General features: G+C 72.2%; 13 protein-coding genes. 7 read left to right on the top strand and 6 right to left on the bottom strand.

The features are described from left to right. Positions 1-119: 119 nt before the first annotated feature. Positions 120-1,052, top strand: a complete 933-nt coding sequence (locus ACWD35_RS12675; protein ID WP_451351422.1) for a S1 family peptidase — start codon at positions 120-122, stop codon at positions 1,050-1,052. Between the two features lie 47 nt (positions 1,053-1,099). Here ACWD35_RS12675 and ACWD35_RS12670 read toward each other — a convergent pair whose 3' ends face one another. Both ACWD35_RS12670 and ACWD35_RS12665 read right to left on the bottom strand, forming a co-directional pair. Then, on the bottom strand, positions 1,100-1,453 hold the full coding sequence (locus ACWD35_RS12670) for a MazG-like family protein (RefSeq protein ID WP_451351197.1): 354 nt from the start codon (positions 1,451-1,453) through the stop codon (positions 1,100-1,102). 36 nt (positions 1,454-1,489) lie between these two features. Beyond that, a complete protein-coding gene (locus ACWD35_RS12665; RefSeq protein WP_451351196.1) occupies positions 1,490-2,035 on the bottom strand; it encodes a DoxX family protein in 546 nt (181 codons plus the stop codon). A gap of 144 nt (positions 2,036-2,179) precedes the next feature. Between ACWD35_RS12665 and ACWD35_RS12660 the strand changes: the two genes are divergently transcribed. Together ACWD35_RS12660 and ACWD35_RS12655 are read left to right on the top strand one after the other, a co-directional pair. Continuing rightward, entirely contained in the window at positions 2,180-2,506 is a 327-nt protein-coding gene (locus ACWD35_RS12660) for a nuclear transport factor 2 family protein (RefSeq protein ID WP_451351195.1), read from the top strand. 152 nt (positions 2,507-2,658) lie between these two features. Beyond that, the gene (locus ACWD35_RS12655; protein ID WP_451351194.1) at positions 2,659-3,843 is read left to right on the top strand and encodes a D-alanyl-D-alanine carboxypeptidase family protein; all 1,185 of its coding nucleotides are present in this window, start codon (positions 2,659-2,661) and stop codon (positions 3,841-3,843) included. 333 nt (positions 3,844-4,176) lie between these two features. Here the strand turns inward: ACWD35_RS12655 and ACWD35_RS12650 are convergent, their stop codons facing one another. Continuing rightward, positions 4,177-4,935 (bottom strand): SDR family oxidoreductase, encoded by a 759-nt coding sequence (locus ACWD35_RS12650; protein ID WP_451351193.1) that lies wholly within the window; start codon positions 4,933-4,935, stop codon positions 4,177-4,179. A gap of 177 nt (positions 4,936-5,112) precedes the next feature. Here ACWD35_RS12650 and ACWD35_RS12645 point away from each other — a divergent pair, with 177 nt between their 5' ends. From ACWD35_RS12645 to ACWD35_RS12630, 4 genes are all read left to right on the top strand, one after another. Then, positions 5,113-6,408, top strand: a complete 1,296-nt coding sequence (locus ACWD35_RS12645; RefSeq protein WP_451351192.1) for a multidrug effflux MFS transporter — start codon at positions 5,113-5,115, stop codon at positions 6,406-6,408. Then, positions 6,360-7,529 carry a serine hydrolase domain-containing protein gene (locus ACWD35_RS12640; RefSeq protein ID WP_451351191.1) on the top strand — a complete coding sequence of 390 codons (1,170 nt, stop codon included), beginning with the start codon at positions 6,360-6,362 and terminating at the stop codon, positions 7,527-7,529. The genes ACWD35_RS12645 and ACWD35_RS12640 overlap by 49 nt, the downstream gene beginning before the upstream one ends. Before the next feature lie 83 nt (positions 7,530-7,612). After that, positions 7,613-8,605 carry a small ribosomal subunit Rsm22 family protein gene (locus ACWD35_RS12635; RefSeq protein ID WP_451351190.1) on the top strand — a complete coding sequence of 331 codons (993 nt, stop codon included), beginning with the start codon at positions 7,613-7,615 and terminating at the stop codon, positions 8,603-8,605. Between the two features lie 107 nt (positions 8,606-8,712). After that, a complete protein-coding gene (locus tag ACWD35_RS12630; protein WP_451351421.1) occupies positions 8,713-9,453 on the top strand; it encodes a bifunctional DNA primase/polymerase in 741 nt (246 codons plus the stop codon). 15 nt (positions 9,454-9,468) lie between these two features. On the opposite strand, the gene ACWD35_RS12625 is transcribed toward ACWD35_RS12630, so the two are convergent. Genes ACWD35_RS12625 through efeB form a run of 3 tightly spaced genes read right to left on the bottom strand, consistent with a single transcriptional unit; the run spans position 9,469 to position 12,586 of the window. Continuing rightward, a complete protein-coding gene (locus ACWD35_RS12625) occupies positions 9,469-10,473 on the bottom strand; it encodes a hypothetical protein (protein ID WP_451351189.1) in 1,005 nt (334 codons plus the stop codon). Then, positions 10,433-11,305, bottom strand: coding sequence for an iron uptake transporter permease EfeU (gene efeU / locus ACWD35_RS12620; protein WP_451351188.1), 873 nt, complete (start codon positions 11,303-11,305; stop codon positions 10,433-10,435). The genes ACWD35_RS12625 and efeU overlap by 41 nt, the downstream gene beginning before the upstream one ends. A gap of 3 nt (positions 11,306-11,308) precedes the next feature. After that, entirely contained in the window at positions 11,309-12,586 is a 1,278-nt protein-coding gene (efeB, locus tag ACWD35_RS12615) for an iron uptake transporter deferrochelatase/peroxidase subunit (RefSeq protein ID WP_451351187.1), read from the bottom strand. Positions 12,587-12,613: the final 27 nt, after the last annotated feature.

Here is a 12,613-nt window from a genome sequence, read left to right as displayed (position 1 = left end):
TGTTACGCGCGTAATTTCTGCTGTCGACCGCTTGTCCGTCACCTGTGGGGAGCTGAATACTCCATTCCGTGCGCGCTTGTCAGGAGCACGTCGAAAACCCCGGGATCATCGCGTGCCACCTGGCCGGCCTCCCCACCACCCAGGAGGAACGAGTGAAGGTCAAGACCCCTCGCATCGTCAGACGCTCCGGGCTGATCGCCGTGGCGTCAGGGCTCCTCGCCGCGGCGCTCGCGACGCCCGTCGCCCACGCCGCCCCCACCCACAGCTCCGCTCAGCTCGCCAGGGCCGGTGCTGCCGTCAAGGCCGCCGACATCCCCGGCACCGCCTGGGCCGTCGACCCCAAGAGCAACACCCTCGTAGTGAGCGCCGACAGCCGCGTCTCGCGCGCCGAGCTGGCCAAGCTCCGGTCCGCCACCGCCTCCTACGGTGACGCCGTCACCGTCAAGCGCGTCAGCGGCACCTTCAAGAAGCTGCTCAACGGCGGCACCGCGATCTACGCCGACGCCGGCTGGCGGTGTTCCGTCGGCTTCAACGTCCGCAGCAGCAGCGGCACCTACTACTTCCTGACCGCGGGGCACTGCACCCAAGGCTTCCCGAACTGGTACACCAGCTCCAGCTTCAGCACCTACATCGGCCCCACCGTGGGGTCCAGCTTCCCGACCAACGACTACGGCATCGTCCGCTACGACAACACCGGCGTCACCCACCCCGGCACCGTCAACCTGTACAACGGCACCAGCCAGGACATCACCTCCGCCGCCAACGCGTTCGTCGGCGAGTCCGTCAAGCGCAGCGGCTCCACCACCGGCGTCCACAGCGGCACCGTCCAGGCCCTCAACGCCACCGTGAACTACGGCGGAGGCGACATCGTCTACGGCCTCATCCAGACGAACGTCTGCGCCGAGCCGGGCGACTCCGGCGGTTCGCTGTTCGACGGCACCAAGGCCATAGGCCTGACCTCCGGCGGCAGCGGCGACTGCACCTCCGGCGGTACGACCTTCTTCCAGCCGGTGACCGAAGCGCTGAGCGCGTACGGCGTCAGCGTGTACTAGGTCCTTCCTCGGGACCTGGCCTGAGCGGCATCCCTTCGGGGGGCCGCTCAGGCCGGGGGAGTCGTCGGACGCTCCCGTACCCCCTTCAGGTGCGCCTCGAAGACCTCCCGCGCGTCCGGGGTGAGCGAGCGCAGGGTCACCAGAGCCGTGATCGCCACGTCGCAGAGTTCGGCCTGGACGTCGTCCCAGGTGTGCGAGAAGCCCTTGCGGGGGTTGTGGCCGGTCGCGCCGATCACCGCCTGGGCGACCTCGCCGGCCTCCTCCGACAGCTTCAGGACGCGCAACAGGACGTTCTCCGTCCCGGTGTGCGTGCTGGTGGACTCCAGGCGGTCCCAGAGTTCGTCCACGGCCGACCAGAGTTCGGCACGGCCGGCGGCGGGGGTCAGCTGCTGTTCCGTCATGCGGGAAGCCTGCCATGGCGTCGCGCGCGGCCCGGCCTACTCCTCGAAAAGGGCCTCCTGCTCGCCCTCCGCCTTCGCCCGGACCCGCCGGTTGCGGGCGCCGACGATCAGGGCCGTTCCCGCCGCCGTCGCGCCGAGGGCCAGCGGGACCATCCAGCCGCGGTCGAAGACATGGCCGAGGGCGTGGTCGAGGGAGAGCCGGCCGGGGCCGGCGATCGCGAGGCCCGTCGCGGCCAGGCCCAGGGTCGCCGCGTACTCGTAGCCACCCGACTGGGCGAAGAAGCCGTTGGGCATGTGCACCGCGGCGGCGCCCGCCATCGCGCCGGCCGCCGCCGCGCCCGCCGCCGGGGTCGCGAAGCCGAGCGCCAGCAGCGCCCCGCCGCCCGCCTCCGCCAGGCCCGCCGCGGTCGCGCTCGCCCTGCCGGGTGTGTAGCCGACGGACTCCATGAACTGGCCGGTGCCCTCCAGGCCGTGCCCGCCGAACCAGCCGAACAGCTTCTGCGCGCCATGCGCGGCGAGCACGCCGCCGGTGCCCAGCCGGAGCAGCAGCAGGCCCAGATCACGTCGGTCGAAGCAGGTCACGGTGGCTCCCGGGGAGAGGCTGCAGGACGAGCGGACGGCCCCCCTTCGCGTCCGTGTTTCCACCGTCGCACCCAGCACACCACCGGGCCCGTCCTGGCGGGCGTTCGGGTGGCGGGGCCCCGGGAGCGGTGTGAGCCTGGCGCCATGACGATTCAGCCAGCCAAGCTCAGCGATCCGGCCGTCCGGGCCTTCGTCAGCGCCGTCAACGACCATGACCGCGCGCGCTTCAAGGCCCTCCTCACGGCCGACGCGACCATGGCCGACGACGGCGCCGACCGCGACCTCGACGAATGGATCGACCGGGAGATCTTCGCCTCCAACGGCCACATGGAGGTCGACAAGGAACTCAAGGGCGGCCGTGCCCTCGTGGCCCATTACCGCAACGACGCCTGGGGCGAGATGCGCACCCGGTGGAGCTTCACCGTCGAGGACGACGGGCGGATCTCCCGCTTCGAGACCGAGCAGGCCTGACCCCGGCGGATGACGAGGCGGGGTAGGAGGCGGGGCAAGAGGCGGTAAGAGGCGCGGTACGAGGCGGGGTGCGAGGGCCGGGTGAGAGGACTGCGTAAGACGCGGGTCAGGCCCGAAAGAACGACGTAATCGATTCGGTGTACGGTCCCGGGATGCGCGATTGTTCTCCGCTCAGCAGGCGTGCCCTCCTCGGACTCTCGGCCGCCGCCCTGCCCCTGTCCATGACCACCCCCGCCGCCGCGGCCGAGGCGAACGTCATCGGCGGAGAGCGGCTGGCCCGTACCGGGATCCAGGTGAGCGGGGCCAGTGGACTGCCCACAAAGCTCTCCGCCCGCTCCTGGCTGATCGCCGACTTCGCGAGCGGAGAGGTGCTCGCCTCGTTCGGCGCGCACCGGCGGCTCGCACCCGCGTCCACGCTGAAGATGCTGTTCGCGGACACCGTGCTGGAGAAGTTCGACCGCACCGAGCGGCACAAGGTCACCGACACCGACCTGTCCGACATCCCGCTCGGCTCCAGCCTCGTCGGCATCAAGCCCGGCATCACCTACACCGTCGAGCAGCTGTGGCAGGGCGTGTTCCTGCGCTCCGGCAACGACGCGGTGCACGTGCTCGCGCACATGAACGGCGGGGTCGCCAAGACGGTCGCGCAGATGCAGGCCAAGGCCGAGGACCTGCAGGCCCTGGACACCCACGTCGTCAGCCCCGACGGCTTCGACCACCCGGGCCAGCTCTCGTCGGCGTACGACCTCACGCTCTTCGCCCGCCACGGCCTGCGCAACGACGACTTCCGCGGCTACTGCGGCACGCGGACCGCCGACTTCCCGGCGGGCGGCAAGAAGACCTTCCAGATCCAGAACACCGACCGCCTGCTGACCGGGGCGTGGGGCCTGGGTACGTACCAGGGCCTGATCGGTGTCAAGAACGGCTACACCAGTCACGCGGGCAACACCTTCACCGGCGCGGCCACTCGCGGCGGGCGCACGCTGCTGGTCACCGTGATGCACCCGGCCGAAGGCGCCAACGCCGTCTACGAGCAGACCGCCGCGCTGCTCGACTGGGGCTTCGGGCACGGGCGTTCGGCGCAGTCCGTGGGCACGCTGGTCGAGCCGCTCAGCGAGGGCGGGGCGAAGGCGAGTGCGGCGCCCGCGAAGAAGGCGGTCCACGCGGCGGTCGGCGCGGCCGGCTCGGCGAACGGCCGCTTCTCGCCCTGGCACCTGCTGGAGGGCGCCGCAGGCACGGTCGCCCTGCTGGGCGCGGGCGCCTGGGCGCTGCGGCGGCGCCTGACGGCGGCGAGGGGCGCGACGGAGTCCGAGTCAGCGGGCAGGCACCGGCGCTGAACCCGTGCCGGACCCGCGCCGAAAGTGCGCGGCAGCCGTTCCACCCACCGGTGCGTACCCCGCGGTCCCACGCGGGGTCCACCCCCAACTCCGGTGCGGTGGAACGGCTGCCGCCTCCCCCCTCAAGGTGGCTGCGGAGGCTTCGTGCTTCAACTGTGAAGCTCTCGTGGAGGAAAGTTGAGCATATGTCGCCGACAGGCCGCAATAGCGCGGATGTTCAAATTCCGCTTGTGGGGGCTGTCCAGGCGTTCCCTCAACCGCGCCTGAATCACACCTGAACCACGCCTCGATCGCGCCTCGAGCGTGCCCTCGGCCCCACGCTCAGCCCCACCCTCAGCCCCGCCCGATGTACGGCATCGCCGTCGCCAGCACCGTCGCGAACTGCACGTTCGCCGAGAGCGGCAGCTCGGCCATGTGCCGCACGGTGCGTGCCACGTCGGCCACGTCCATGACGGGTTCCGGCACGATCTGCCCGTTCGCCTGCTGCACGCCCTTCTCCATCCGGGCCGTCATGTCGGTGGCCGCGTTGCCGATGTCGATCTGCCCGACCGCGATGTCGTACGGCCGCCCGTCCAGCGAGAGCGACTTGGTCAGGCCGGTCAGCGCGTGCTTGGTCGCGGTGTAGGCGACCGAGTTCGGGCGCGGCGTGTGCGCCGAGATGGAGCCGTTGTTGATGATCCGGCCGCCCTGCGGGTCCTGCTCCTTCATCTGCCGGTACGCCGCCTGCGCGCACAGGAACGCCCCGTTGAGGTTGGTGTCCACCACGTGCCGCCAGGCGTCGTAGGACAGGTCCTCGACGGCGACCCCGCCCGGGCCGAAGGTGCCCGCGTTGTTGAACAGCAGGTCGACGCGTCCGTAGCGCTCGACCGTCGCCGCGAACAGGGCGTCCACGTCCTCGGGCCGGGACACGTCCGTGCGCACGGCGAGCCAGGGGCCCTCCGGCGCCAGCGCCGCCGTCGCCTCCAGCGTCTCGGTGCGCCGCCCGGCCAGCGTCACCGACCACCCCGCGCGCAGCAGCTCCACGGCGACGGCCCGCCCGATGCCGGAACCGGCGCCGGTCACCACCGCGATCTTCGATCGTCTGTCAGTCATGGCTCAGCAGCGTAGGTCGACAGTCCGCCATGCGGAATCGCCTGTCCGCCATACGGCACAGGTGGCACCCTCGCCCGTGTGCGCCCCGGCAGCGGGCGCGAGCTGAGATCATGGCTGCCCGTTCAGCGGGCGGGGGACACGCGGGGGACGCGACAGGGACGCCAGAGGGAGGGGCACATGGCCGAGCACGCGGCTGCGCCGACACCGGACGCGGAACAGCCATCCACCCCGGCACCGCCCCCGGCCGCCGCCGCGCCCGCCACCGGCCTGCTCCTCACCCTCCTCCTCGGCGGACTCACCGCCTCCCTCCCGCTCGCGCTGGACATGTACCTCCCATCCCTGCCGGAGGTCACCCGCTCCCTGCACGCCTCCGCCGCCACCGCCCAGCTCACCCTCACCGCCTGCCTGACCGGCATGGCGCTCGGGCAGCTGGTCGTGGGCCCGATGAGCGACCGCTGGGGCCGCCGCCGCCCGCTCCTCGCGGGCCTCGCCGGCTACCTGGTCGCCACGGCCCTCTGCGCCCTCGCCCCGGACATCCAGACCCTGATCGCCTTCCGGCTGGCCCAGGGCCTCACGGGCGCGTCCGGGATAGTGATCGCACGGGCCGTCGTACGCGACCTGTACGACGGCCTCGCCATGGCCCGCTTCTTCTCCACCCTGATGCTGGTCTCCGGAGCCGCCCCGATCGTGGCGCCGCTGATCGGCGGGCAGATCCTCAGGGTGACGGACTGGCGGGGCGTGTTCGTGGTGCTCACGCTGATCGGCGCCGCGCTCGCCGCCACCGCCTGGCTGCGGCTGCCGGAGACCCTCCCGCCCGCCGACCGGCACGGCGGCGGAGTCGCGGCGGCCCTGCGCACGATGCGCGGCCTGCTCGCGGACCCGCCCTTCACCGGCTACCTGCTCGCCGGCGGCTTCGCCTTCGCCGCGCTGTTCGCCTACCTGTCCGCCTCGCCGTACGTCATCCAGGAGATCTACGGCGCCTCCCCGCAGACCTTCAGCCTGCTCTTCGGCCTCAACTCGGTCGGCTTCGTGCTGACCGGGCAGCTCAACGGGAAGGTGCTGGTCGGCCGGGTCCGCCTGGACAAGGTGCTGGCCACCGGCCTGACCGTGATCGCGCTCGCCGCGACCGCCCTGCTGCTGATGTCCGCCGGTGCCTTCGGCGAGGTCGGCCTCGCTCCCGTAGCCGCGGCGCTCTTCGTCCTCGTGTCCGCGATGGGCCTCACCCTGCCCAACGCCCAGTCCCTGGCCCTGCTGCGCACGCGCCAGGCCGCCGGCTCCGCCTCCGCCCTGCTCGGCACGTCCTCCTTCCTCGTCGGCGCGGTCGCCTCCCCGCTCGTCGGCATCGCCGGGGAGCACACCGCCGTGCCCATGGCTGTGGTCCAACTGGCCGGAGCTCTGGTCGCCGCGGCCTGCTTCGTGGGAATGTGCCGTCCCTGGAATTCACGCACAGGGCCGGAGGGAGACGAGCACTGAGCGCACCGAGACTGCGCGCCGACACAGCGCAGCGGGCCGGACTGGACCCGGCGGAACTCGGGCACCTGGTCGGCGAGGTGCACGCCCTCACCCGCGGAGAGCGCCCCTGGGCGACCGGCGCCGTCGTCGTGGCCGGACGCGGACCCGTGATCGCCGTGGCCGAGGCCGCGGGCTGGGCGGTGCGTTACGCGGCCTACGACCCCGAGACCGACACAGGCGTCGAACTTCCGGCCTCCGCCCGGGTCCCCATGACCGTGGACACCCCCTTCGACCTGGCCTCCCTGACCAAGCTCTTCACGTCCGTCACCGCCGTCCAGCAGATCGAGCGGGGCACCCTCGGCATAGACGCCCGGGTCGGCGACCACCTGCCCGACTTCCACGCCGCCGTGCGACACGGCATCACCGTACGGCAGCTGCTCACCCACACCTCCGGGCTGCGCCCCGAACTCCCGCTGTACGACTGCCAGGACGACAGGGCCCGCCTGGCACTGCTGCGAGCAGAACCCCCGACGACCGCCCCAGGCACCTACGTCTACTCCGACCTGAACATGCTCCTGCTCCAGTCCGTGCTGGAGCGCGTCACCGGCCGGACCCTCGACGTCCTGATCGAGGACGGCATCACCCGCCCGCTCGGCATGACGCGGACCCGCTTCGGGCCCTGCCCCGGGGCGGCGGCGACGGAGGACCAGCGGCGGCCGTGGGCCAAGGCGGACCGGGGGATGCTGCGGGGCGTCGTCCACGACGAGAACGCCTGGGCGCTCGGCGGGGTGGCCGGCCACGCGGGCCTCTTCTCCACCGCGCCCGACCTGGCGGTCTTCTGCCGGGCCCTGCTGGCGGGCGGCTCCTACGGCCCCGCACGCATCCTCGCCCCCGACCACGTCGGACTCCTCCTGACCCCACCGGGCCTCGGCTTCACCGTGGACCAGCCCTGGTTCATGGGCGAACTGGCGGGCCACGGAGCGGCGGGCCACACGGGCTTCACGGGAACCTCCCTGGTCCTGGACCCGGCCACGGACACGTTCCTCGTCCTCCTGGCCAACACCGTCCACCCAAGACGTCGCCACCCGGACAGCACACCGAGAGCGAAGCTGGGGACGCACTTGGCGAGGGCGGTGATCTGACCCGACGTCTCGGCAAAACGGGGGTCTGGGGGCGGAGCCCCCAGGGCGGTCGTGGCAGCGCCGGGCACCCATACAATCGGTGGGTGAACCACCCCGTACCCCCGGCCGAGCAGCTTCGCGCCGCCCTTTCCGACCTGCTCGCGGGACTGCCGCCGTCCCAGGCCGCCGGAGCCGTGGAGAGGCTGATCGCCAACTACCGGGGCGACACCCCGACCAACGCCCCGATCCTGCGCGACCGCGCCGACGTGGCCGCGTACGCCGCCTACCGCATGCCCGCCACCTTCGAAGCGGTCCACTCCGCGCTGGAGGCGTTCGCGGAAGCCGTGCCCGACTGGACGCCCGCCGGCCACGTCGACGTCGGCGGTGGCACCGGCGCCGCCACCTGGGCCGTCACGGCGACCTGGCCGGGCGAGCGCAGCGTCACCGTGCTGGACTGGGCCGAACCAGCCCTCGCCCTCGGCCGGGAGATCGCCGCCGCCAACCCCGCGCTGCGCGACGCCCGCTGGCAGCGCGCCCGGATCGGCTCGGCGCTCACCATCGAGGACACCGACCTCGTCACGGTGTCGTACGTCCTCAACGAACTTGCCGAGGCGGACCGCGCCGCGCTCGTCGACGCCGCCGCCTCCGCCGCGCAGGCCGTGGTGATCGTGGAGGCGGGCACCCCGGCCGGCTACGACCGGATCATCGAGGCCCGCGACCGGCTGATCAGGGCCGGGTTCCGCGTCGCCGCCCCCTGCCCGCACAGCGCCGCCTGCCCCATCGAGCCCGGCAAGGACTGGTGCCACTTCTCCGCCCGGGTCAGCCGCTCCTCGCTGCACCGCCAGGTCAAGGGCGGCTCGCTGGCGTACGAGGACGAGAAGTTCAGCTACGTCGCCGCCACCCGCCTGCCCGTCGACCCGGCCCCCGCCCGCGTGGTCCGGCGCCCGCAGATCCGCAAGGGCCAGGTGCTCCTCGACCTGTGCGAGGCCGAGGGGCAGCTGCGCCGCACGACGGTCACCAAGCGCCACGGCGACCTGTACAAGGAGGCCCGGGACGCCGACTGGGGCGACGCCTGGCCGCCCGCTGAGGAGCTGTGAGCCGCGTCTCGTCCCCTGCCCCCGGATCCGCTCTTCGGCCCCCCGAGGCACTTGAAGGTGGGACCATGAGGCATGCTGTCCGCACACCCAGCGAGGCGAGGGGATTGATGAGCGCGACGTTCGGCGGCCGGAGCGGCCGGCAGGGCACACTCTCCCAGTGGCTGCGTGGACGCCGCCCGAAGGAGGCAGCCGCCGACGACGGCGGCCGTGAGGCCCTGCTGCTCGCCGCCGCCGCCGCGGGACTGCCGCTCGCGCCCGCCGCGCACCCCGCCGACGGCTACCGGTGCTCGTGCGTCCGCGTCGGCTGTCCCACCCCGGCCCGGCACCCGGTGTCGTTCGCCTGGCAGACGCAGTCCACCACCGACCGCGCCCAGATCGAGCGCTGGGCCCGCCACCAGCCGCAGGCGAACTTCATCACGGCGACCGGCATGACCCACGACGTCCTCGACGTGCCGCTGGAGGCCGGCCGGGAGGCGCTGGAGCGGCTGCTCGACTCCGGAGTCGACGTCGGGCCGGTCGCCGAGAGTGACGACGGGCGCATGTTCTTCTTCACCCTCACCCGCGGCACCCCTGAGGACGAGGACGAGTGGTGGCCGTGCGAGCTGGACTGCCGCCCCGAGACCATGGACGAGCACCCCGGCCTGCGCTGGCACTGCCGGGGCTCCTACGTCCTCGTACCGCCCGCCCGGCTGCCCGGCGACGACGACCAGCAGGTGCGCTGGGTGCGCGGCCCCGAGCACGCGCTGCCCGACCCGCTGACCCTCCTGGAGGCACTCACCGACGCCTGCGCCCGGTACGCCGACGCGGAGGCCGACCACCCGCACGGATCCTGGCCCCTGCGCCACTGAGCCCCGGCTGTCCGCCTACTCGCCCTGCGCCGCCGTCAGGCCCTGGAGCTGCGAGACCACCTTCACCGGGCCGCTTCCGGCCGGGTCCAGGGCGGCCTCGTTGGAGATGAACTCCAGCGTCAGCGACTGCTTCACCTCGCCCTTGGTCAGGGCCTGCACGTCCTTGTTCTGCTGGGGCACGGAGGTGCCCGCGGCGGCGGTCTGCTTCTGGTAGTGGTGCGTGGTGAAGAACACCAGCGCCCCGCCGTCCGCCGTCCGCAGCGCGAGCGGCGCGTAGTCCCCGTGGGTCAGCGGCTCGTCGATGAACTGCCGGACCAGGCCCGGCTTCCGCGCCGCCTTCTCGCGCGCCGTGCGCAGGCCGCTGGTCTCGGGCCCGTCCGCGAAGGTCTTCCCGCCGCTCTGCAGATAGGTGGCGTAGCTCTGGCTCAAGTCATTGGGCTTGACGGCCAGTTGGGCCGAGTCGGCCGGTACGGCCTCGGCCCAGCCGTCCTTGTCCTTCTTGAACTCCGGTACGGAACCGGGCGCGAACAGCGTCAGATACGCCACCTGCCAGGGATCGCCGAGGTCGCCCCGCGTGAACACCAGCAGCCAGCGGGCGTTTCCGCCCTTGTTGCCCTGGGCGTCGGCGACGAACCAGCGGGGCCAGCCGGCCTTCTTCGGGATCGTGAACTTCGCGTCCGTCAGCTTCAGCGGGGTGTGGTCCGGGTTCCCCGACGGGCTGTTGACGTGCCCGGCCTTGAGCCGGGCACCGTCGATGTCCTGGACGGCGCCGGTGACATGGGCGGCGTCCAGGGAGCTGTCGTAGGCCTCGTCGGCCTTGTTGTACGCGTCCGTGAACGCGGCGAGCGCCTTGGCGGCCTCGGCGCGGGTGGCAGAGGGGAGCACCTCGCGCTCCCCGTGCACCACCACGCAACCGCTCGCCGTCAACGACAGTGCGGCCGACAGCGCGGTCAGCGAGGCCGCTGTCAGTACGCGCCGGTCAAGCCTGCGGAGCCTTCGAGGGCCGCGATCCCTGCTCATCAGGTGCCTTCACCTTCCCCTTCCCGGAGGCGAACCCTACCGGGGCGAAGAACAGCGCGAGCGTGGGGATCAGGTAGAGCGCCCACATCGTGACCTGGAGGACCGTCGGGTCGGGCTGGAAGTTGAACACGCCCTTCAGCAGCGTGCCGTACCAGCTGTCCGGCGGGATGGTGTCGCTGATGTCGAAGGCCTGGTTCGTCAGACCCGGGATCCAGTTGGCCTCCTGGAGGTCGTGGAAGCCGTACGCAAGCACGCCCGCCGCGACGACGACCAGCATGCCGCCGGTCCAGGTGAAGAACTTGGCCAGGTTGATCTTCAGGGCGCCGCGGTAGAACAGCCAGCCGAGGAACACCGCCGTGGCGAGGCCCAGGGCCACACCGATCAGCGGGCGCGGGGTGCCGTCGGAGGCCGCGTGCACCGAGGCCCACACGAACAGCGCGGTCTCCAGGCCCTCCCGGCCGACGGCCAGGAAGGCGGTGGCGACCAGTGCGCCCGTGCCCATCGAGAGGGCCGCGTCGAGCTTGCCGTGCAGCTCCGACTTCAGGTGCCGGGCGGTGCGCCGCATCCAGAACACCATCCAGGTCACCAGGCCCACGGCGACGATCGACAGCGAACCGCCGAGCGCCTCCTGCGCCTCGAACGTCAGCTCCTCGGAGCCGTATTCGAGGGCGCTGCCGAAGCCCATCGCGATGGCGACCGCGATGCCGATGCCGATCCAGATCGGCTTGATGGCGTCCCGGCGGCCGGTCTTGACCAGGTAGGCGATCAGGATGCAGACGACGAGCGAGGCTTCGAGACCCTCACGCAGACCGATCAGGTAGTTGGAGAACACGGGCTACGCCTCCTTCGAGAACAGCGTGCGGCCCCACCAGTCGCCGGAGTCCTTGACGCCGGGCGGAACGGCGAAGACCGCCGAACCCACGTGCTGGATGTACTCGTTGAGCGCGTCGTGTGCCGACAGGTTGCGCTGGAGCGGGATGAAGCCCTTGCGCACGTCCCGCTGGTAGGCGAGGAAGAACAGGCCCGCCTCCAGGCGGCCCATGCCGTCGGTGCCGTCTGTGAAGGAGTAGCCCCGGCGCAGGATGGTGATTCCGTTGTTGGAGTCGGGGTGCGCGAGGCGCACGTGCGCGTCCGGCTTCATCGCCTTCAGGAACGGCTTGTCGTGCTCCTTGGCCTTGCCGACCGGGGCACCTTCCTTCTTGTCCCGGCCGAAGATGTCCTCCTGCTCCTGGAGCGGGGTCCGGTCCCAGGTCTCGATGTGCATGCGGATGCGCCGGGCGACGAGGTACGAACCACCGGTCATCCAGGACGACTTGGCGCCCTCGTCGCCGTCGCCGACCCACACGTGCTGCTTCAGCCGGTCGGTCTCGGTGCCCGCGATGTTGCGGGTGCCGTCCTTGAAGCCCATGAGGTTGCGCGGGGTCTGCGCGTCCGGGGTGGTCGAGGACGTCTTGCCGAAGCCCAGCTGGGACCAGCGGATGGCGACCTTGCCGAAGCCGATGCGGGCCAGGTTGCGGATCGCGTGCACGGCGACCTGCGGGTCGTCCGCGCAGGCCTGGACGCACAGGTCGCCGCCGGTGCGGGTCTTGTCGAGGTTGTCGCCCGCGAACTGGGGCAGGTCGACGAGCGCCTCCGGCCGCCGGTCCGCGAGGCCGAACTTGTCGAACAGCGAGGGCCCGAACCCGATCGTCAGCGTCAGCCGGGACGGCTTCAGCCCGAGCGCCTCACCGGTGTCGTCCGGCGGGGCCTCGGCAAGGCCGTCGTAGGCCCCCTCGCCGACCGTCTGGCCGGCGGTCATCCGCCGGGCCGCGGCCGTCCAGTCCTTCAGCATCTGCACGAACTCGTCGCGGTCCTCGGTCTTCACGTCGAACGCGGCGAAGTGCAGCCGGTCCTGCACCGGGGTGGCGATGCCGGCCTGGTTCGCGCCGTGGAACTCCACCGCGCCGCCCGCGTCGGCGGCGGCCGGGTCGGCGTCGTGGCCGGCCCTGCTCATCGCCACCGCGCCGCCGGCCGCGGCGGCACCGAAGGCCAGCCCGGCCCCGCCCCAGCCGATCAGCGAGCGCCGCGACGGCTTCCTCGCGCCGGCCTGCCGGGTCTCCTCGGTCTCGGTCATCGCCCTTGCCCCTCTGCCTTCTTCTTG

The sequence above is a fragment of the Streptomyces sp. NPDC002671 genome, from assembly GCF_053592475.1.
The sequence above is the reverse complement of the archived record's forward strand: the minus strand, read 5'-3'. Positions and strand labels throughout refer to the sequence as shown.